Below are 20,166 nucleotides of genomic sequence, written 5' to 3' on the forward strand. Positions count from 1 at the left end.
TCTCTTTCTTCTTTCTTCCCTTTGCGCCCAAAGCCAATACTTTGCGGTTCGTTTTCTTATAATATTGACCGTTAAAACTTAAAATTATCGAGACAGCTAGTGCCTAATTTTTTGCCCATCAACACAATTCTGGTGCCTCAAGGAGCAGAATATAAAGCTGTGTGTCGCGGATTAAGCGGCATTACTGCCTCCATCCCAAAAGTAGTAGCCATACCTGTTGGGATGAAGCCTTTACTCAAATACCTGCAACAAGGACAATTTCTGACTCCAAAATCCAGGGTGCTGATTATGGGTATATGTGGCAGCTTGAGCGATCGTTACACAGTCGGCGATATTGTGCTGTATCAAGATTGTGTTTATCAGGGGAAACAGCAAGAATGCGATCGCACTTTTACAGCACAATTGCACTCTTCATTATCAGAAAAAGTATCCTTAGTCAAGTCACTGACAAGCGATCGCCTAATTTGGTCTGCATCCGAAAAACGTCATTTAGGTGAGACTTTGGCGGCTGATGTTGTTGATATGGAAGGATTTACCGCTTTAGAATTTTTCAATGCGGCTGGAGTGTCCGTGGCAATGCTGCGAGTAGTCAGCGACGATTGTCAGCATAATATCCCCGATCTCACACCAGCAATTAACTCTGATGGCTCTCTAAACCCTTTTCCGTTAGCGATCGCCATGCTTCGACAACCCTTTGCCGCTACTCGGTTGATTCGAGGTTCATTAACAGCATTAAAGGTGTTAGAGCAAGTTACAAATCTGCTTTTTTCAGGCTCTAGAAATAAATAATCTGTTACGTCTTTACAGCAATTTTTAGGTAAATAACCATGCGATAGGGACACAGTTTTGCTATACCCTGACAAGATATAGCAATCCTAAATTATTTGTGAAAATATCTCTTTACTCTCTTTGCATTCTCTGCGTCTCTGCCGTTAGTTAGAAAAATAATATTTCACTAATAAAATCGAATTTATATATTTTTTTACTTTGACATCATCTAAAGACAAACTAATAAAAATCAACACGATCTAGGTATTTATTGTGAGATTGTTTATGGATAAGTTTTACATAAACTTTATAGTCAAACATATCAAATAAAAACCTAGATTGGGAACGATAATATATAACCTTATCAGGGTTGGGTTCCATGAGAGCTAACTGCACTGAATTGTAAATCAAAAATACCCTTTTGCCAGAATATCTCGGAACTAATTTACCAACTATCGAACAGAATTTATGAAGCTCAATCTATACTCGTTCCTAGCTAGTTTTCCATTACTCAAAAAAAGTTATACCGCTAAGATCATGTTGGTGGCATTTTTGGGTACTCACATACCACTTCTAAGCTTACTCTTGAGTTTCGTTATCTCAAACTCCTATTCCTTAGAGATGACGATCCGAGTTATGCTTATTGCTCTGTTGGCTACTTTAGCGGGTACAGCCGTTACCCTCTACGCAATACACCACCTCCTCAAACCGGTTATTTTGACATCTGCGGCATTGCAAAATTATCTAAACACCAAAACCTTGCCTGAATTGCCCACAGAATTTGCTGATGAAGTCGGTACATTGATGGCAGATACCTCACAAACTCTTCACAAATTAGATGAGTTAATTCACTACATCAGTAATTATGACGATCTAACTGGATTACCCAATCGTGATTTATTTCGCGATCGCCTCCATCAGACTCTATCTCAACCTGAAAATAACCAGCGCTTTGTAGCCGTCTTTTTACTGGGTATTGATGATTTCACTGCTATGAGTCATGGTTTGGAGCATGAAACAACAAATTTGTTGTTAAGAGCAGTTGCTCAGAGGTTATCACTCTGTATGACACAAACAGATATTCTTGCCCATTTGAGTGGAGATGAATTTACCATTGCCCGCATAGATATTGTTTCTTTTGAAAGTGTGATTAAGCTATCTCAGATGGTGTTAAATACCCTGAGCAAACCCTTTTCCATAGAGGGTAATTTGATTCATATCACCGCCAGCATCGGTATCACAATTAATGGAATAAATGAGCCTAATAGCGTAGATCAACTTTTGCAGCAGGCTCATATAGCACTGTACCAAGCAAAGCAACAAGGGCGTAGCAAATACCAATTCTATTCACCGGAAATTAATGCTCAGTTGCAGGAGCGAATAACTTTAGAAAATGAATTACATAGAGCGCTTGATCGCAACGAAATGCTGGTTTATTATCAACCTCTGATTGATTTACACAGCGGACAAATTACAGCTATGGAAGCGTTGGTTCGCTGGCAGCATCCGACATTAGGTTTGGTTTCTCCAGCCAAGTTTATTCCCATTGCAGAAGCCAATGGTCTGATCCTACCAATTGGTGAATGGGTCTTGCGAACTGCTTGTGCCCAAAACCGTGCTTGGCAGCTTGCTGGATTTAACCCAATTCGGATATCTGTAAATCTATCAGCTCGACAGTTTGAACAACCGTATCTGGTTGAGGTCATCAGCCAAATTCTTGAGGAGACTGGACTCCAAGTATCTTACCTGGAATTGGAAGTGACAGAAAGCTTCTTGATGGCTGATATGGAGCGATCGGTTAAAATCTTAAAACAATTACGAGAATTGGGTATATGGTTGGCTCTAGATGACTTCGGTACTGGTTATTCCTCCCTCAACTATTTGAAGCGCTTTCCCGTGAACATGCTCAAGATCGATCGCTCATTTGTACAGGATGTCACATCTAATCCTGATAGTGCCGCCGTCACTAATGCGATTATTGCCCTGGCAAAAAGCCTGCGGTTGAACATCACGGCAGAGGGTGTGGAAACCCAAGAACAGCTTGACTACCTGAAAATGCAAGGATGTGATGAAGGTCAGGGTTACTACTTCAGTTGTCCTGTGCCTGCCGATGTAATTACCCCGATGTTGCAGAAAACTTCTCAGCAGATGGAGAAAATTCCAGCACAAGTGGATGTCTAAGCCAGAAGATCCCCCCTGATCGCGTTTCACTTTATATTTTCATAGAAATGCTTATCAGGGGGAGATAAGCAGAGAAATCCAGGATTAATCAGGCAATAAAAGGTCATTTGTTTTGAAACTGTGGAAAGCTTTGCAACCATGTGAGCGCGAGATGAAACCTCAAGCTTGCGAAACATCCTTTTTAAGGCTTGCTTGACAGAGTTTTCAGTAATCCAAAGTTCAGCACTAATTTCTGCATTGGTTTGTCCTTGAGCCACCAAGGAAGCAATTTGCATTTCACGAGGCGTTAAACGCTTTGTCTGTAATAGTGGTTGTTGCAATTGCGCCATTGCCACCCAAGTAGAAATATGCAGACAAAGCGCACTCAAATCTGTAAGATTTTGTGAATCAAATGCAGGCATTCCTTGCTGACGCGTCAAACCTACCACACACACTAACTCACCATTGCTGACAATTGGCCCTGCCATGACGTGCCAGTGATCGGCACGAGGACAAATCAATTTCCATGTTTTAGGTTCTACTACCAAAGCTTCATGAACAGGGGCATGGCGTTCTGGATATACCTGGTTTGTCTTAAAGTATTTATTGGGCTATCCAAATGTTCGGAATTACGATGGCTCTTGGAATGAGTGGAGTCGCTTGCCTGATGTAGCGATCGAGAGGTAAAGAAAGGCAGGAGGCAGGAGGCAGGAGGAAAAAAGTAAAAAACTTTCCTTCTCTACAAGAGGCTGCGCAACGACAAGTCTCACAGGTAGCTCTGTCGAAGTTCTTGTGGGTTCCTCCTGGCTCCTGAATTAGGATGCTGACAATATTACCAATAACCGCACCTTTACAGACGGACACCACTACTGCCATCAAGATTAAAATCTCTTAACCTTTCGTTACACTAGAGACATCGAGAAGGACGAAAACAAACCTCTCGAAGCTGAAATCAAAGGTGAACGACATGAATGGCACAATTCGCGTTGGTAATCTCTTCGGAATTCCCTTCTATATCCATCCGTCATGGTTTTTAGTTCTGGGTTTGGTAACTTGGAGCTATAGCAGTGGACTGGCGGCGCAATTTCCCCAATTGTCTGCGGGATTAGCTTTGCTACTAGGATTGATGACAGCGCTGATGTTATTTGCCTCTGTCGTCGCCCATGAATTAGGCCACAGTTTTGTTGCGATTGGTCAGGGAATTGATGTCAAATCCATCACACTGTTTATATTTGGCGGTTTGGCTAGCTTAGAAAAAGAATCGAAAACCCCAGGTGAAGCTTTCTGGGTAGCGATCGCCGGGCCAATGGTAAGCTTACTACTATGCGGTATCGTTACAGCAATTGGTGTTACTACTGCTGCATCAGGGCCGTTAGCTGCAATTCTTGGTGTTCTAGCTTCTGTTAACTTGGCATTAGCCCTGTTTAACCTGATTCCTGGCTTGCCCTTAGATGGCGGAAATATACTGAAAGCTATCGTTTGGAAAATTACAGGTAATCCTTATAAAGGTGTAACCTTTGCGAGTCGAGTTGGACAAATATTTGGTTGGGTAGCAATTCTTTCCGGTGTACTTCCCCTAGTATTATTTGGCAGCGCCGGTAACTTCTGGAATTTGTTAGTTGGCTTCTTCTTATTGCAAAATGCTGGTAATTCGGCTCAATTTGCCAGAGTGCAAGAGAAACTCACAGGTTTGACAGCAGAGGATGCTGTAACTCATGACAGCCCGATTGTCTCTGCTAATCTTACCTTGAGAGAGTTTGCCGATGAGCGAGTCATAAGTGGACAAAACTGGCATCGGTTTTTAGTGACTGATGATGATGGACAATTAGTAGGTGCGATCGCAGTTGATAATTTAAGAACCATCCCCACAGCACTGTGGTCAGAAACTCAAGTTAAAGAAGTGATGCGACCAATTACCGAATCTACCACAGTCCAATCAGATCAACCTCTACTGGAAGTCATGCAGTTACTCGAACAACAAAAGCTATCTGTGCTTCCCGTGATTCGTGAGAATGGCGTCCTAGTTGGAATCTTAGAAAAAGCTGCAATTATCCAGCTACTTCAAAGCCGAACCCAACCTAACCCTGCATAAAGACGCAATTCATCGCGTCTATCAAAAAAAACGGTAAACCTTTGTAGAGACGTGACAAATCACGTCTCTACATTTTTTTATCACCCAAATTTTTGATTGCATGAAAAACTCCGTACAATTGAAAGAGCCTTCTTGACCTTTGCCTCTAATCTGTCCCCGTAAATAAGTTCAAAAATCAAATCGGATTGTTATGTAGCACTCCTATTTAATTTTTGAACAAAACTCAGTATATATCTATTCCCTATTCCCTGTATTTATTTTCCAAGGATTTTTACGAGATATCAGGTATATCCCTAGCAAGGATAGACCCAACACTGACGCAGGTTCAGGTATAGTTTTGATTTTGGCATAAATAGCTGTTGTAGTTGTAGCTTCTTCAAGAGCCTTAATACTTATCTGGCGGCCGTCTAGATTAAAACCGATTAACTCAAGGGTATATTTATTACTTCCAAAGGTGAAACTGCGATTACTCAAATTTGTGTCTAAAAATACTAAGTCTGCACTCTTTTCAGGATCTTTTGGGTCGTTAAGTGTATTTACTAAACGCAAATTGAAGTCAAAAACTTGGCTGGTTCCCATAGATGGGTTGAAAGATACATTAAGATTTAAAGGTACAAATCCAACGCCTGAATCAGTGCGTATCTTTCCATTAAAGTAAGTTAAATCAGCTATTTGGAATACAGAGTTAATGTCCGCAGAAAATGAAGTTCCATTAGAGGTTAGTTTATTTGGAAGTCCTGGCGGCAAATTAGCTTTACCCCAAGTAAATGTGTTACTTCCCACACCTGTATATATGGGATTAGTATCGCTGATTCCTGGCGTAGGATTTCCCCATGTCGCACTAGAGATGCCAGAAAAAGTTAGAGCTTGTGCTTGACCAGAGAAACTAAATCCTGTAGTCAAACTCACAAAAAAACTAGATATAGCAGTAGCCAAAACAAAACTTAGTTTCATAATTCTAGGTTTTAACGTTCATTCTGGAGCTTCTTTCAAGTAGGTATTCAGTCTACCTTAGTAAATTTACGGAAAATACGCCAATGTCTTCTTGTATTTTTTGTAAAATCTTTATGTTTCTTTCAAAATAATTTAATGAATAATTTATATTTATTAAGTTACAATTATGGATTGTGAAAATATATTTCACTACTTTGTAATTAGTAAAACAGTAAACCTCTTGCAAGATTTCCCTAACACGCTACCTCTCGGCAAGAGTGGAGACTTTGACGTAAGTCAAAGGCGGAGTAGGGTTATTTTTTTGATTTATGCAAGAAGTCTAGTAATTACGTAGGTGTAGCCCGTCGTAAACATCGCTACCTTACTTGACTTACCTATAAATTGTCAAGCTGATATGAAGTTACAGTTTTTTGACATTCTCCACATTAGGGACTTCCAGAGAATAAATTACCCAATTTATTTAGATGATATTTTTCTTTTCCCCCTGCCTCCTGCCTCCTGCCCCCTGCCCCCTGCTCCCCTGCCTACACAGCGATTGATTATTTTTTTAATTGGAAGTCCCTTATGGGGAGGAATGGGATTCACAATTTTGACAAAATCTCTGGCAATAACTGGCTAGGAACTTTAGATAAAGCCAGGTTTTGTCCCTGTATCCCTAACTCATTATGAAAAGCACGAATAGTTTTCACCACATAAGCGAAGGTTGTTTGATAAGCCTCTGGTTGTTTACTTAATCCCTTTAAGGCTTGCAAATGGTTATCTAATGCTACTTCTAAGTGTTGAGAGCATGTCGCTTTGTCACCATTAAAAGACTTGTCTATTACTAGCTGATAATGTGCTAGTCCCAGGTTATTGTGAGAGGCAAGCAAATCAAAACTTAAAGAAGTACCGCTAAGTGAGTTAGCCAAAGCTATACCTTCTTCGTAAGCGCTGATACATAGTTGCAGATACTTTTGCCGTGCCTCTTTAGTAGTCTCAGATAGGTTTGCTAGATGCCAGTAAGCAGTACCCAGATTATTTTGTGTAGCGGCGCAGGCACTGGGAACATTAGCTGGAGTGCGATACTTGAGAGCTTCGCTATAAACATCTATGGCTAACTGGAGATTTTTGGCAGGTTGTTCGTATTGTGCCAGATTCCAACACGCAGTACCGATATTGTTTTGAATCATCCCATACTTCAGCGGTTCCTCTTCAGGGTTGTAGTGTGCAAGTGCTTCATTGTAAGCTGCGATCGCTTTCTTTAAATGTACAATCGGTTGATTATATTGCCCTAAATGCCAGTAGGCAGTACCCAAATTATTTTGGCAAGCCGCATACTTTAATGAATCCATATCCGCTGTACGGTAGCTGAGTGCTGCACTGTAAGCGAAAATTGCTTGCTGCCAATTTTCCGATGGGTGAGAGAAACGAGCTAAATCACCATAGGCTGTCCCCAAATTATTTTGTACACGAGCGTAAGTTTCCGAATGTGTCTGGGGCGAAATTATTTTTAACGCCAACTGATAAAATTCTATTGCCTGCTCTATATAAGTTTGTCCCTCTTCAGAATTGGGTGGTGTGCGGTATAGCATCCAGTAAAGTGTACCCAAATCATTCAAGATATCTGGGAGTTGCGGTGAGCTTTCGTCATAGCTAATTGCCTCCTGATAGGCAATAATTGCCACCATCAGGTTTTCTAGAGTTGCCTCTCCTTGCTCAATGCGAAGACGGTATAAAGTACCCAAGCGATGATAAGCCTCTGCCAGTATCTCTTCTGAAACAAGATTTTCGTGTAATTCTTCAATCTCCAATAAAATCTGCTGTGGTTGTAAGGAATCCTCTGTATTTTGAGCAATACTTGTATTTATTGTTGCTATTACTAGCTCCGTTAACTCACTGCTAATATAAGATAAAGATGACAGCGATTGATTATTACTCCCACTACCAGACCGATTTGTAGATTCCTGTTGTTGTGGCGTAGCCTTCAATAAATCCGCTGTTGATGGTGAAACTTCCTCAGTTTTGTGTACGCGCTTCCCTTGTATCTCTACTGGGAAATCAGAATTATTCTCAAACTTGAACTCAGTGGTTGCGGTTCTGAGGTCTGCTTGGTTAGCTGATTCATCTAGAATCGACTGCTCAATATTCCCTAAATCCAAGCTTCTGGAAGTAGAAAAACGTTCTGGATAGGCCAAATTCTGAGTTGCTGGTGTGGGTTCTCCAGCAAACACAAATACGCCAGTACGACAACGCCAAAACTGTGGCGCTGATTGCTTGATAGCCGATAACCAAGGACGCGGTATCCACAACAGTAAGTTAGATTCTAGGAATCGGCTGGATTCTTGTGTAGAGAAATATTGTTCGCTTAAGCGGAGATAGTGCAAAAATAACCGCTGTGTCGCCACTGGTTGCTTAGTGAGATGCTCCACCCCGACAATCTGAAATGCTGGTACTGGAAAAGGTCTTCCAGGAGTATCTTTTGATGCCCCAACACTTGGCGGTGGGTAATTAGTCAACCATTGATTAATCTGGATTATGGGATTCGGATCGTTTAAATTCAAACGCAACGTGACTAATCGCGGATAAGCTGGAGTGCTATTTTCCTGAGCGTTTGATGATTGATATAGCACCTGTCCAACAGGATAAGCTAATGTAGAATGCAAACGGGCTGCTACCTGATTGCGTAAGTATAAATCGTCACATACTGCTAAAAGAATTTGTCGTCGTAAGCCAAGACTTAAGGCAAGTTTCAGGCGGTGGTATACTTGCCGATTCCAAGTAGAATTATTGTTGTGTGCAGTATCATTCACGCTCATAGCGGCTAAAGAGCCAAAACACAGGACATATCACCTTTCTGGGTGCATTCAAGTGGGCTAAAGTCATAATAAAAATGATTTTTAATAATGTAGATGTTGTGCTGCTCAGGATATATTGAGCCTTCAATTATAGTAGGAACAATAAAGTATAATTATATACTTTCATTCCTAGTTCAATTTTAACAAAAAATAAAAAAGCAGGCCCCTCTTAAAATCGGAACCTGAAAAACTATAAAGAAAATGAAGTTTTCTTAAAATGTTTTACGATCAACTGCTCTTAGAAACAAAGAAGGCGACTACAATCAAGCCGACAACCAAAGCTGTAGCGACAATTCCTAGTAGGAGATAAGTTCGCTTTTGCCCTTCTGTGGGAGGTTCTGCTTGATAAATCTTTGGTTCCCGGGCAAAATTATTCAGAAGACCGCCTTCTTCATTGGTATAGGGCATGAATGAATTCCTTTATCTTTATCGTTAATTTAATGTTACATAAATGCTAAATCTGGTCTTAAACTGCTAGATAAATCGTTACATTGGGGATTGGGGATTGGGTATCAATACTGTTCGGTTAAGGCAAGAGACGCGATGAATCGCCGTCTCTACAAAAGGAATGATTATTGTAGAGACGGCGATTTATCGCGTCTTTGTGATGATTTATCGCATCTTTAAGCGATCTAGAATTTTCATCAAAAAACCTTAACCGAACCCTATTGGATTGGGCATTGGTTATTCCCCATGCCCCATGCCCCATGCCCTACTCCCCATTTCCTAACTAGTAATCGTCCCAGTTAGAGGTGAACTAGGACTGGCGTAATCTTTAATAGGCATTCTGCCAGCAATGTATGCTAGACGACCGGCAACTGCTGCTAAATTCATCGCACGAGCCATTGCTGCTGGGTTTGGAGAAAGAGCGATCGCACTATTAATCAACAAAGCATCTGCTCCCAATTCCATTGCCTGGGCGGCTTCTGAGGGTGAACCAATACCAGCATCTACCACCACTGGCACACCCGCATTTTCGATGATTATTTGGATATTGGCAGTTGTTTTCAGTCCTTGTCCAGAACCAATTGGTGATGCCAAAGGCATGACTGTAGCACAGCCTACTTCTTCTAAACGCTTGGCTAACATCGGGTCAGCATTGATATAGGGCAATACTGCAAAGCCTTCTTTAACTAGTTGTTCTGCTGCTTGCAATGTCCCAATCGGGTCTGGGAGTAAATACTTAAGGTCTGGTATTACTTCTAACTTTATAAAGTTATTATCTTCTTGCCCCAACAATTTCGCCATTTCTCGCCCCAAACGCGCCACTCGAATCGCCTCTTCGGCAGTTTGACAACCTGCGGTATTGGGTAACATCCAGATTTTCGTCCAATCCAAGGCTTCCGCTAAACCTTCATGTCCCGGAGCCTTGGTTTGTACCCGTCGTACTGCTACGGTGACAATCTGGCAATCGCTGGCGGCGACGCTTTGCTGCATTTCCTCAATGCTGCGATACTTACCAGTTCCCGTCATCAATCGGGATTGGAAGGTTTTGCCAGCGATAATCAGTGGGGAATCGGTAGAGACGCGATTAATCGCGTCTGTGGGGAGTGGGGATATAGCAGAGTGATGTCCGTTAGAGAAATTGGCAGAGTGAGTCAGCATTGGGGTGGAGGTAGATGACTGGGACTGGAAGCGCGAATAGTGAAAATCAGCAAGTAGGGGGTCAGATTTTTGTTCTAAGATTAAATCGGCAATCAAAGCGGCTGTTACGGGCGCAAGTAGAATTCCGTTGCGGTAATGACCCGTAGCAAAGGTTAAATTTTGACAGTGGCTAGTGCCAAGAATGGGTAATTCATCAGGGGTGGTTGGGCGAAATCCCCACCAAAATTCCTGGATGGGATAATGCTTTAATTGCGGATACAGCCGGATAGCAGCTTGTAGTAATTTTTGAATACCTTCTGGGGTGTTGTTGGGGATAAAGCCAACATCTTCACTTGTTGCGCCAATAACTAGGCGATCGCGTCTTGGTACGATGTAAATATCCTGCCCAAACAAAACCCGCTTTAAGGGCAATTCCGGCGAAACTTCTGGTATCCGCACACTCAGCATTTGTCCTTTTCTGGGTAGCACAGGTAGCGGTAACAATTCATTTGACCAAGCACCTGAAGCTAAAACATAGTGCGCGGCGCGAATTATTCCAGCATTGGTTTGCACGCCAACTACTTGTCCCTGCTGCTGTAAAAATCCTTCTACTGTAATGCCGTCTCTGAGTTCAACACCAACAGACTCAGCTGCCGTCCGCAATACGTGAGCTAGAGCCTTATTATCAACTTGTGCATCTTCAGGATACCACCAGCCACCAACTACCTCGGCTCCCAATCCTGGCTGATATTGATGAATTGCCTCTTTGTTTAACCAGTAAGCCGGAGAAGAGGCAGGGGGGCAGGGGGAAGGGTGCAGAGGAGAAGAATTTTCCCCCTGCTCCCTGCTCCCTGCTCCCTGCTCCCCTGCTCTCTCCCCCCCTGCCTCTTCAAAGACGGGTGCAAGGATACCACAGGCACGGTAGCCAGTATTTAAACCGGTCAGTTCTTCTAATTTGCGCGTCCAATCGGGATATAAAGCACGCGATCGCCAACACAAGGAACGCATTGCCTCATTAGCAATGTTTTCCGCATCTGGTGCCAACATCCCGGCGGCGGCGTGGGTAGCGGCAGCCTGGAAGTCACGACAAAGCACGGTGACGTTTGTCCCGCGCAATTTTAGTTCAATGGCGATCGCTAAACCAATAACGCCGCCACCAATAATCACAGTCTCACTAATCATTAGTCATTAGTCATTAGTCATCTGTCATTAGCCATTTATCATTAGTACATAACTAATAACTCATAACTCATAACTCATAACTTATAACTTATAACTTGTAACTAAAGACGGGTCTGAAGACGGATCTGATCGTTACCACAAGGCGCGAATTGGTTCGTTGCTTTGATTTGTATCGCTAGATGGTGTGCTTGTTTCTGAAGAATCTGTATTGCCGTCTGTTGTACTGTCAGTTGAGTCATCGCCAGAATTCTGGGCAACGTTACTCCTGTTGTCAGGTCTTGGGGCTACAATACCGCGTCTATTTTCGTTGGTTTCAGTTGTTTCGTTTCCTTCTGTTGCAGTTTCTTCATTCTTGCTGCCAGCACTGCTATTAACATTGATATTAGCTGGCAGGACTTCTGATTTCTTGTCACTGGGAGCGTTAGCAGTTTGTACGCCCATCGGAAAGTTGATGCCTAGTAATGTACCAAGCAGAATGGCTAAACCGCCAGCCATTAAAATTAAGGGTGTCCATCTACCCATGTTGTCTTAACTCCTTTTTAACCTTTTGGTGTCCACACTATTCGAGAACCTTGTCCCCAAAATCCATCAAACTTTGTCACTTTCACATCGCCTAAAACCTGAGTTTGACAGGCTAAACGCAAGTCTGTTGTAGGAGAATGGGGAGGAAGCGAACGCCGCGCTCGATCGCGCCAGTTCGCTGCCGATACTTTGCCCTCTACCTTAACCGTACAGGTACCGCAACTGCCAATGCCCCGACAGTTTATGACCTTAGCACCGTCATTGTAGAGGTTAATACCATTTTGCAGCAAAATCTTGCGGAGATTACTACCATGCTCGCAATCAATTGTTTTACCTTCAGCTATTACTTTAGGCATTTTTAAATTGCCAAACTGGCTTTTTGTTGTATATTGACACATTGCCTCGAAAGTTGTCTCCTCGGTCCCAGTTTTATGACCACAAATTCTTCACCTCAACTTTGGCTCTATGACACTACATTACGGGATGGCACTCAGCGCGAGGGGCTATCTGTATCGATAGAAGATAAGTTACGCATTGCCCGTAGACTCGATCAACTGGGAATTCCCTTCATTGAAGGTGGTTGGCCTGGTGCCAATCCCAAGGATGTACAATTTTTCTGGCAACTCCAAGAAGATCCGCTCAAACAAGCTGAAATTGTCGCTTTTTGTTCGACTCGACGCCCCAACTCTACTGCCGCCACCGAACCGATGCTACAGGATATTTTGGCGGCGGGAACTCGCTGGGTAACGATTTTTGGCAAGTCTTGGGATTTACACGTGACAACAGGACTCAAGACGACATTAGAAGAAAATTTGGCGATGATTCGCGACACAATTGAGTACCTCCGTTCTCAAGGTCGTCGCATTATCTACGATGCCGAACATTGGTTTGATGGCTATAAGCACAATCGAGATTATGCTTTACAGACATTAGAGGCTGCGATCGCATCTGGTGCGGAATGGCTAGTCCTCTGTGATACCAATGGTGGCACTTTACCCCACGAAATTAGCCAAATTGTTCAAGATGTGGTGCAGGTGACTGGGGACTGGGGACTAGGGGCTAGGAAAGAATCTTCCCAATCCCCAATCCCTCAAATTGGAATTCATACTCATAACGATTCGGAAATGGCGGTTGCTAACGCAATAGCCGCCGTGATGGCAGGGGCAAAGATGGTACAGGGCACAATTAATGGTTACGGTGAACGTTGCGGTAATGCTAACCTCTGTTCGTTAATTCCCAATTTACAACTGAAGGCGGGTTACAGTTGTATCACAGAAGACCAGCTCACACAACTTACAGAAGCTAGTCGTTTTGTGAGTGAGGTCGTCAACCTTGCGCCAGATGAACACGCTCCCTTTGTGGGACGTTCGGCTTTTGCCCATAAGGGCGGTATTCATGTATCAGCAGTGGAACGTAATCCCCTGACTTACGAACACATTCAGCCGGAACAAGTCGGGAATCGTCGGCGCATTGTGATTTCGGAACAGTCTGGACTGAGCAATGTTTTAGCCAAAGCCCGCAGTTTTGGCATTGAATTGGATCAACAAAAAGCAGAGGCTAGGGAAATTCTCCAGCGCCTCAAAGATTTGGAGAGTGAAGGATTTCAATTTGAAGCAGCAGAGGCCAGTTTTGTGCTGTTGATGCACGAAGCTTTAGGAGACCGCCAGAAGTTTTTTGAAGTCAAAGGTTTTCAAGTCCACTGCGACTTGATTGAGGGGAAAGAAGCTAGCAATGCCCTAGCTACAGTCAAAGTCGCTGTTGACGGGAAAAATATTTTGGAGGCGGCGGAAGGTAACGGGCCAGTTGCAGCTTTGGATGCAGCTTTACGCAAGGCTTTGGTGAACTTTTATCCCCAAATTGCAACTTTTGATTTGACAGATTACAAAGTGCGAATTCTCAACGGACATACGGGCACTGCGGCGAAAACCCGTGTGTTGGTTGAATCAGGCAATGGTCGTCAACGCTGGACGACGGTAGGGGTTTCCACCAATATTTTGGCGGCTTCCTATCAAGCGGTGGTAGAGGGCTTGGAATACGGTTTGTTGTTACATTCCCAAGCAGAAGCAGCTGTGAAAGCTTCTAGTTGACAAAAGGGATATGTAGTGTAATGAAAGTTTGCATTTTTGGATGAAAAGGGGAAGCGATCGCCAAAGTGCGATCGCTTCTTACCATCTATTCAAAATTTTTCTGCTTAATATAGCGAAAAAACGTTTGTAAATAGAAGCTCTACCAATTGCGCCATCCACCTTTGGGTGCAACTTCATTATTAGTAGACTTCAGTCCGTGACTGTGCAACAGAGTTTGATATTCTGTGCTGCTGGCCCAACGGTCAATTTCTCGCGCCCGCAGTACTGGCACTGGATGGGTTAATTGGGCTGTACGGGCAGCTTTGACCATTTCACCCAATTCTGTCTTGCTTATATCATCGTAAGCGCGGGCTTGGGCAACAAAGGCATCGAGATTCAGTTGGGGCGCTAAGGTGGGAGAACCACCTGCTAACTTCATCAACACGGACATGACCACTTTCGGGTCTTGGGTTGCTAGTAATGCGGCGCGATCGCAGGTAAACTCAGCACAACGTACCCATTCCAAAAGTTGCGCCTGTATGGCTTGGGCAACGAAGGTGCCAACATTGGGCACAATCGCCGCAGCTAATATTAGTAAATTTACAGGAGTCAAGTAAACGCTATGGTCACACTTGAGATGCCCCAACTCATGAGCGATTACTGCCTGTATTTCCTCTGGTGTGAGCATATCAATCAGGGAAGTGTGTAACACAACAAAAGGCTGCTTACCCCGCACAGCAAAAGTATAGGCATTGGGAGCGGGATGTTGCCGGACATACAACTGGGGAGGATCTATATCCAGGATTTTACAGGCGTCTAACAACAGCTTGTATAAATCGGGTAGTTGCTTTTCACCCACCAAAATACTAGAGGCAATATTTTCCACATAGAAAACCTGCTCTGCCATTGGCCCAAGCCAATTTCGCACCAACATATCTATGCCTGGTATCTGCTTGAGCGCTCTGGTAGCTTCCAGGTCTAATGGATGACGAAATGAGTCAGCTTTTAAACCAATCAGCGGGGTTTTGAAGAAGGACATAGTGCAACAAGCTATAAAAAACACAACTATGGAATCTGGCTGGATAGATAAACAGCCTCCCACAGTTAGTATAACGATTTCAGTTGGGGGTTTCCTTTCTTGCATACTCGTAACTTTCAGTATCACTGCTCATTTCACCCCTTCGCTGCATACGCCTACTGGGCAAACTCTGTCCTTTAATGCCCGTTGCAGTTAATCTTGATTGGACACACCAATTCATGCTCGGAATATTCAATGCGCTTTGGTTTTTTTACTTTATGTGTTCTCGCACTAGCAACAACAAGTGGGCACGCCGCTCAGTCTCCCAAGATTCCAGCACTGGTGATGACCAGCCCGGATTCAGCTTTTGCCAACTACGAAGATAAATGCAGCAACGGCGGCAACCTTGACAACGTAAATCGCGATAAGTTTCTTAAACTTATGCTTGCTAATAAAAAATCAAAGCTATCTCAACTCAAAGTAGCTCTCCTCAATGAAATTAAACAAAGTGGTGATGAGCCACGAGGCGAGGGTGTCCATATTGGTGAATGGAATCAAACCTTCCATGACCGAAGTGGTTGTGGCACAAACACTAACAGTTACTCAGCATTTGTTGTCACCGTGACTGGTGGAAATGCAAACCATACGGTAGTGAAATACTTAGTAACAATTGATGACGACGATAACGCAGGCAAAAGAACCCTCAAGATCCGCGACATCCGCCCAATCAAACTACGAAATGATAACTGACCAAGCCACTTCTCCTCGCTTCCTAGTTCACCTGTATCTTCAAACTGTGTACCGTATCCCCGAACAGTAGAAGGAGGGGTGAAATGAGCAGATGTGCAGAAAGTTACGCGCTTTGACTTGATGAGCCACTTTGTCCGCCTTGTTAATGCGTCAGCTTGCATTGTTAATGCAATGGCCGCCTTGTTAATGCGTCAGTTTGTATTGTTAATGCAATGGCCGCCTTGTTAATGCGTCAGCTGGCATTAAAAACGCTACGCTTTTACGCAAAACTGTACTAAGCATGAAGCTAGAATTAGTGACACGATCAAAGGAGATCGTTTTTTTCTGTTGTCACTATGAAGATATTAGTACTGAATGCTGGATCGAGCAGCCAAAAGAGTTGTCTGTATGAAATTTCAGATGAAGCTTTACCCACCCAAGCACCCCAACCCCTTTGGGAAGGTAAAATCACCTGGACTCAAGATCGAGGTGTGGCCGAAATTGAGGTGAAAACTGCTACAGGTGGAACGCTGCAAAAATCAATTTCTGGTGATTCTCCACAGGCGCACCTCACCTATATGCTCAATACACTTAATCGTGATGCTACCAAGGTAATCGATCACTTGTCAGAAATTGATGTGGTGGGGCATCGGATAGTACATGGTGGAGAAGATTATCGAGATAGTGTGGTAATTACGGAGGATGTCAAAAAGGCGATCGCAAATCTGTCTAACCTTGCTCCAGAACATAATCCAGTGGGTTTGGAAGGCATAGAAGCAATTGAACAAATCTTAGGAGATGTCACCCAAGTAGCAGCCTTTGATACCGGATTTCATGGTACTTTACCCGATGCAGCAGCAATATATCCCGGCCCATATCAGTGGGTAGAGCAAGGTATTCGTCGCTATGGGTTTCATGGTATCAGTCACCAATACTGTTCTCAACGTGCTGTTCAAATTCTCGGTCGAGATGTTGCATCTGAGCGGTTAATTATCTGCCATTTGGGTAATGGTTGCTCTTTAGCGGCGATTAAAAACGGTTGCAGTATTGATACCACTATGGGATTCACGCCCGTAGAAGGATTGATGATGGGTAGTCGTTCTGGTTCAGTCGATCCGGGGATTCTGATTTACCTGTTGCGGCACTGCAATTACTCTGTAGAAAAGTTGGATGAGTTATTAAATAAAGCTTCTGGGTTAAAGGGAATTTCGGGTGTCTCTAGCGATATGCGTGAAGTGAGAGAAGCGATTGCTCAAGGTAATTCCCGCGCTCAACTGGCATGGGATATCTATGTGCATCGCTTGCGTTCTGGTATTGGCGCAATGCTCACTAGTTTGGGGGGATTAGATGCTTTGGTATTCACAGCAGGTGTGGGCGAACACTCTCCACAAATTCGCCAAGCCACCTGTGAAGCCTTTGGATTTATCGGACTAAAACTTGACCTTGAGAAAAATCAACAGCAGCCTGTGGATGAGGATATTGCTACACCCGATTCGGTAGTACGGGTATTAGTTATTCATACTCAAGAAGATTGGGCGATCGCCGGGCAGTGTTGGCAGTTGTTGAAACGTAATTAGAAAGTCTGATTTAATTTAGGTAACATTGTTTGAATATTTCAGCTACCCTAATCTTTTTCTGAAAATAGTCTTGCACGAAAAAACATCTTTTTCAATGCCTCACACCGATTTTCAAGCTAATAACCAACGCATAAAGCCTTTACCAATTTGCCCTACTATAAAACTCAAAACCCATTGTAATAATGGCCCAATTATTGACAAAAATAGCAAAAAAAAGAAATCATTGGGAGTAAAAATAAAAATACTAGAAGTGACACAAGTTAGTCCCCATGCCAGCCAATTTCGATATTGAGAACTAATATAAGTCCATCTTGGAAGCTGATTAACCAGCCAATAGCGAATAGTAGCAAATACAAAAGATGTTACTAACCCAGCAAGTATTGATAATGAAAATGCTAAGTTTAATCTCCATACAAAAAAAGTAGCAGGGAATAACGAAGCTAGTTCCCAAGAGAATAAATTTAATTTAGTCCGAAGACAGCTTAGTATTTGTTCAATAAGCCAATAATGCAAATAAACAATATTTAAGCACTCAGGATTTTTGACAAAATCACTCTTGATTTTGTGAATTATGTCACCATAAAATAAAACATTACTTTGTAAAACAATATCTTGTTCTTTCCAAAGATATAAATCTGATGTATCTTCTCTATAATAAGAATTAAAAGTAAGTCCATACTGTAACGTTGACTTTTTTTGTAATGATTTACTCCAGAATAATTTGATAAAACTTACTATAAAAGTATTGTTAAATATTTTAAACTTTTTTTTAGTAATTACTAATTTCTGGTATGGCGTAGTGTTCTTATTAAAGCAAATCTGCTCGCTAAAACAGCTGTAGTACCAAATATAAGCTAGTAATTTTGGCGGAATGTATAAAGAGCAGCCTATTTCTCGCGCTTCCTCAATTTCTTTTAAAACGGTCTTATTTAGATAAAAAGTATACTGTCCTGATTCAACCTTAATTTGAAGCTCAATAGGAGTGCCTTGAGGTATTTGTACAAAGAAAGAGAGTTGAACATCAGCTTCATTATCTGTGTGTGTTTTCTCAGCGTTCATTGTCGGGATAATTTTGCGATATTTTGTACAATACCAATCAGAAAATTTAGCGTTCCACGCCACTGTTTCTCCCCCGCAACTACCCCTTCATGATGTATTTTGAGGATTAAATCTCTATCCACTTCAGGTAATTGAAATAGGTTTTTATGGTAACGACTAATAATATCTCCATCTAGCTGCATAACAGTTTGAGCATAAATAATATCGATATCTACGCTGGTAATATTCCCACTATTAAGTGCAGCTTTAAGCTCAGACATTTTCCGCAGTGTACGAATAAATTTGTCATTATTCAAAAGTTCTTCAATCTCTTTCCACCTTTGCTGCAAACTTTTTATACTATTTTCTTCTCGAGCTGCAACAGGAGTTGGAGCCGGTAATATTGGTTGAGCTAACTTTATGTATATCTCGTCAGTTGGAACAATATTTGCTTTATGTTCCACCTGATATTTAAGACGCTCTTGATAGTGTATTATTCTGGAATCTGGCTCACTAGTCTCATTACTTTGTTCAAGAAGAATGTAAAAATATTCTCTTTCAAGTTGTGAAAATAGACTTGTATAACGCTTACGTAGCTCTTGAGCTTGAGTTTTTTCTGGTTCTGGTAAATCGTCTGGATTTGGAATTCCTTTGACATCAAAGTAGTCTTTGTCATTTATTGAATAAATCTCTTCATACGCTTGCCAAGCATTAAACTTTGCGCCAGTAATTTGATCCACAACCATTGTATTGACTTCTAAAGCTGTAATATCATCAACTAATTCATGTACAGATGAGACTACTTTCTCAAGCAAATCTTTGGCTTGTTCTTGAATTTTATTAGGCATAGTCATAATTTCCTTGATTTCTCTAAATCAAATTAACCTACAGGTTTGAATAAGCTCATATCCTGTAGGTATTTTTGGGTTAATATCAATTAATAAATATCAATTACTGGGGACGGGATAGCGATTGTTGTGAAGTTTTACGAGATTTCATAATTTCTATAAAAAATCCATACAACTTCTGCAAACTTTCTATGTTTTTTTGCATAATCTCCCGACTTTCTTTGATTTGAGTTAGATGAAATTCGCGAAGTTCTGTATATGGGCCACTACCAACAAATTGACTACCAACTTCATTAGTTATATCACCATCAATTAAATTGATTATGGTGTGCATTCGATTACCTGTTTGAGCAATTTGCTGCCCTTGTGGTTGTTCTAACTGAGTAGATGAGTCTGGAACCCAAGTAGTAATTTCTAGCTCGACAACTTCCACTATTGCTGTTTGAATAGCATCAATAATTCCATCAATATTGAATCCTTCTCCCTGACTATTCAGCTTCTTAACTTTTCTTTTAAATTCACTACTTGGTTTGCTAAATTGACTATTGTTTTCCATGTTTTCGATGGCTTGATCGTGAATGTTTGTGTTTTCGTTAAGAGTATTATTCACCATGAAATTTTAGAGGTTACAGACATATTCAAATATAAACAAAATACAATTTTATGTTATGTCAAATTTTGGAAGGCTTTTACTACAAAAAAGTAACTAAAGTCAAAATAACTTAATATTTTAAGAAATTTTTACTAAAAAAAAGTTATGATTTCCAAGAGCCAAATTTATCTTAGAAAAAGAA

The 20,166-nt window shown here is 42.0% G+C and carries 16 protein-coding genes and 2 pseudogenes; 7 read left to right on the forward strand and 11 right to left on the reverse strand.

Annotated elements, in window-relative coordinates:
* Positions 1-99 precede the first annotated feature (99 nt).
* Both CDG76_RS14435 and CDG76_RS14440 read left to right on the forward strand, forming a co-directional pair.
* Positions 100-789 (forward strand): 5'-methylthioadenosine/S-adenosylhomocysteine nucleosidase family protein, encoded by a 690-nt coding sequence (locus tag CDG76_RS14435; protein ID WP_094349683.1) that lies wholly within the window; start codon positions 100-102, stop codon positions 787-789.
* Positions 790-1,236: 447 nt separating this feature from the next.
* Positions 1,237-2,949: a putative bifunctional diguanylate cyclase/phosphodiesterase gene (locus CDG76_RS14440; protein ID WP_094349684.1), complete on the forward strand. Its 1,713-nt coding sequence runs from the start codon at positions 1,237-1,239 to the stop codon at positions 2,947-2,949.
* Between the two features lie 26 nt (positions 2,950-2,975).
* Here CDG76_RS14440 and CDG76_RS14445 read toward each other — a convergent pair.
* A pseudogene (locus tag CDG76_RS14445) lies at positions 2,976-3,503 on the reverse strand (helix-turn-helix transcriptional regulator); the annotation flags it as partial.
* On the opposite strand from CDG76_RS14445, the pseudogene CDG76_RS36150 reads away from it, so the two are divergent.
* Both CDG76_RS36150 and CDG76_RS14450 read left to right on the forward strand, forming a co-directional pair.
* Positions 3,499-3,615: pseudogene (locus tag CDG76_RS36150) on the forward strand (rhodanese-like domain-containing protein); the annotation flags it as partial. The pseudogenes CDG76_RS14445 and CDG76_RS36150 sit on opposite strands and share 5 nt — an antisense overlap.
* Before the next feature lie 280 nt (positions 3,616-3,895).
* Positions 3,896-5,020: a site-2 protease family protein gene (locus CDG76_RS14450; protein WP_094349685.1), complete on the forward strand. Its 1,125-nt coding sequence runs from the start codon at positions 3,896-3,898 to the stop codon at positions 5,018-5,020.
* 234 nt (positions 5,021-5,254) lie between these two features.
* Here the strand turns inward: CDG76_RS14450 and CDG76_RS14455 are convergent, their stop codons facing one another.
* From CDG76_RS14455 to CDG76_RS14480, 6 genes are all read right to left on the reverse strand, one after another.
* Complete coding sequence (locus tag CDG76_RS14455) at positions 5,255-5,974, reverse strand: choice-of-anchor K domain-containing protein (protein WP_094349686.1); 720 nt, start codon at positions 5,972-5,974, stop codon at positions 5,255-5,257.
* Positions 5,975-6,555: 581 nt separating this feature from the next.
* The gene (locus CDG76_RS14460; RefSeq protein WP_094349687.1) at positions 6,556-8,769 is read right to left on the reverse strand and encodes a tetratricopeptide repeat protein; all 2,214 of its coding nucleotides are present in this window, start codon (positions 8,767-8,769) and stop codon (positions 6,556-6,558) included.
* A 267-nt stretch (positions 8,770-9,036) separates the two neighbouring features.
* A complete protein-coding gene (psb34, locus tag CDG76_RS14465; RefSeq protein WP_094349688.1) occupies positions 9,037-9,216 on the reverse strand; it encodes a photosystem II assembly protein Psb34 in 180 nt (59 codons plus the stop codon).
* 318 nt (positions 9,217-9,534) lie between these two features.
* A complete protein-coding gene (gene thiO, locus CDG76_RS14470) occupies positions 9,535-11,574 on the reverse strand; it encodes a glycine oxidase ThiO (RefSeq protein WP_094349689.1) in 2,040 nt (679 codons plus the stop codon).
* A 132-nt stretch (positions 11,575-11,706) separates the two neighbouring features.
* Complete coding sequence (locus CDG76_RS14475) at positions 11,707-12,096, reverse strand: hypothetical protein (RefSeq protein WP_094349690.1); 390 nt, start codon at positions 12,094-12,096, stop codon at positions 11,707-11,709.
* A gap of 17 nt (positions 12,097-12,113) precedes the next feature.
* Positions 12,114-12,452, reverse strand: a complete 339-nt coding sequence (locus CDG76_RS14480) for a 2Fe-2S iron-sulfur cluster-binding protein (protein ID WP_094350005.1) — start codon at positions 12,450-12,452, stop codon at positions 12,114-12,116.
* 75 nt (positions 12,453-12,527) lie between these two features.
* Here CDG76_RS14480 and cimA point away from each other — a divergent pair, with 75 nt between their 5' ends.
* Positions 12,528-14,183, forward strand: coding sequence for a citramalate synthase (gene cimA, locus CDG76_RS14485; protein WP_094349691.1), 1,656 nt, complete (start codon positions 12,528-12,530; stop codon positions 14,181-14,183).
* A 139-nt stretch (positions 14,184-14,322) separates the two neighbouring features.
* Here the strand turns inward: cimA and CDG76_RS14490 are convergent, their stop codons facing one another.
* Entirely contained in the window at positions 14,323-15,201 is an 879-nt protein-coding gene (locus CDG76_RS14490) for a M48 family metallopeptidase (protein ID WP_094350006.1), read from the reverse strand.
* 234 nt (positions 15,202-15,435) lie between these two features.
* On the opposite strand from CDG76_RS14490, the gene CDG76_RS14495 reads away from it, so the two are divergent.
* Positions 15,436-15,930: a hypothetical protein gene (locus tag CDG76_RS14495; protein ID WP_094349692.1), complete on the forward strand. Its 495-nt coding sequence runs from the start codon at positions 15,436-15,438 to the stop codon at positions 15,928-15,930.
* 335 nt (positions 15,931-16,265) lie between these two features.
* Positions 16,266-17,486, forward strand: coding sequence for an acetate kinase (locus tag CDG76_RS14500; RefSeq protein WP_094349693.1), 1,221 nt, complete (start codon positions 16,266-16,268; stop codon positions 17,484-17,486).
* A 111-nt stretch (positions 17,487-17,597) separates the two neighbouring features.
* Here the strand turns inward: CDG76_RS14500 and CDG76_RS14505 are convergent, their stop codons facing one another.
* The 3 genes from CDG76_RS14505 to CDG76_RS14515 all read right to left on the reverse strand — a co-directional run bounded on the left by CDG76_RS14505 (position 17,598) and on the right by CDG76_RS14515 (position 19,985).
* Complete coding sequence (locus CDG76_RS14505) at positions 17,598-18,545, reverse strand: hypothetical protein (RefSeq protein ID WP_094349694.1); 948 nt, start codon at positions 18,543-18,545, stop codon at positions 17,598-17,600.
* A complete protein-coding gene (locus CDG76_RS14510) occupies positions 18,542-19,372 on the reverse strand; it encodes a hypothetical protein (RefSeq protein ID WP_223265237.1) in 831 nt (276 codons plus the stop codon). The genes CDG76_RS14505 and CDG76_RS14510 overlap by 4 nt, the downstream gene beginning before the upstream one ends.
* Positions 19,373-19,475: 103 nt before the next feature.
* Positions 19,476-19,985 (reverse strand): hypothetical protein, encoded by a 510-nt coding sequence (locus tag CDG76_RS14515; RefSeq protein ID WP_094349696.1) that lies wholly within the window; start codon positions 19,983-19,985, stop codon positions 19,476-19,478.
* Positions 19,986-20,166: the final 181 nt, after the last annotated feature.

It is taken from the genome of Nostoc sp. 'Peltigera membranacea cyanobiont' 210A (genome assembly GCF_002246015.1).
Lineage (GTDB): Bacteria > Cyanobacteriota > Cyanobacteriia > Cyanobacteriales > Nostocaceae > Nostoc.

Bases quoted from the DNA above. Each gene is read 5' to 3' on its own strand.
- CDG76_RS14440 (WP_094349684.1), top strand. From the start codon at position 1,237: ATGAAGCTCAATCTATACTCGTTCCTAGCTAGTTTTCCATTACTCAAA.
- CDG76_RS14450 (WP_094349685.1), top strand. From the start codon at position 3,896: ATGAATGGCACAATTCGCGTTGGTAATCTCTTCGGAATTCCCTTCTAT.
- CDG76_RS14455 (WP_094349686.1), bottom strand. From the start codon at position 5,974: ATGAAACTAAGTTTTGTTTTGGCTACTGCTATATCTAGTTTTTTTGTG.
- CDG76_RS14460 (WP_094349687.1), bottom strand. From the start codon at position 8,769: ATGAGCGTGAATGATACTGCACACAACAATAATTCTACTTGGAATCGG.
- psb34 (WP_094349688.1), bottom strand. From the start codon at position 9,216: ATGCCCTATACCAATGAAGAAGGCGGTCTTCTGAATAATTTTGCCCGG.
- thiO (WP_094349689.1), bottom strand. From the start codon at position 11,574: ATGATTAGTGAGACTGTGATTATTGGTGGCGGCGTTATTGGTTTAGCG.
- CDG76_RS14475 (WP_094349690.1), bottom strand. From the start codon at position 12,096: ATGGGTAGATGGACACCCTTAATTTTAATGGCTGGCGGTTTAGCCATT.
- CDG76_RS14480 (WP_094350005.1), bottom strand. From the start codon at position 12,452: ATGCCTAAAGTAATAGCTGAAGGTAAAACAATTGATTGCGAGCATGGT.
- cimA (WP_094349691.1), top strand. From the start codon at position 12,528: ATGACCACAAATTCTTCACCTCAACTTTGGCTCTATGACACTACATTA.
- CDG76_RS14490 (WP_094350006.1), bottom strand. From the start codon at position 15,201: ATGTCCTTCTTCAAAACCCCGCTGATTGGTTTAAAAGCTGACTCATTT.
- CDG76_RS14495 (WP_094349692.1), top strand. From the start codon at position 15,436: ATGCGCTTTGGTTTTTTTACTTTATGTGTTCTCGCACTAGCAACAACA.
- CDG76_RS14500 (WP_094349693.1), top strand. From the start codon at position 16,266: ATGAAGATATTAGTACTGAATGCTGGATCGAGCAGCCAAAAGAGTTGT.
- CDG76_RS14505 (WP_094349694.1), bottom strand. From the start codon at position 18,545: ATGAACGCTGAGAAAACACACACAGATAATGAAGCTGATGTTCAACTC.
- CDG76_RS14510 (WP_223265237.1), bottom strand. From the start codon at position 19,372: ATGCCTAATAAAATTCAAGAACAAGCCAAAGATTTGCTTGAGAAAGTA.
- CDG76_RS14515 (WP_094349696.1), bottom strand. From the start codon at position 19,985: ATGGTGAATAATACTCTTAACGAAAACACAAACATTCACGATCAAGCC.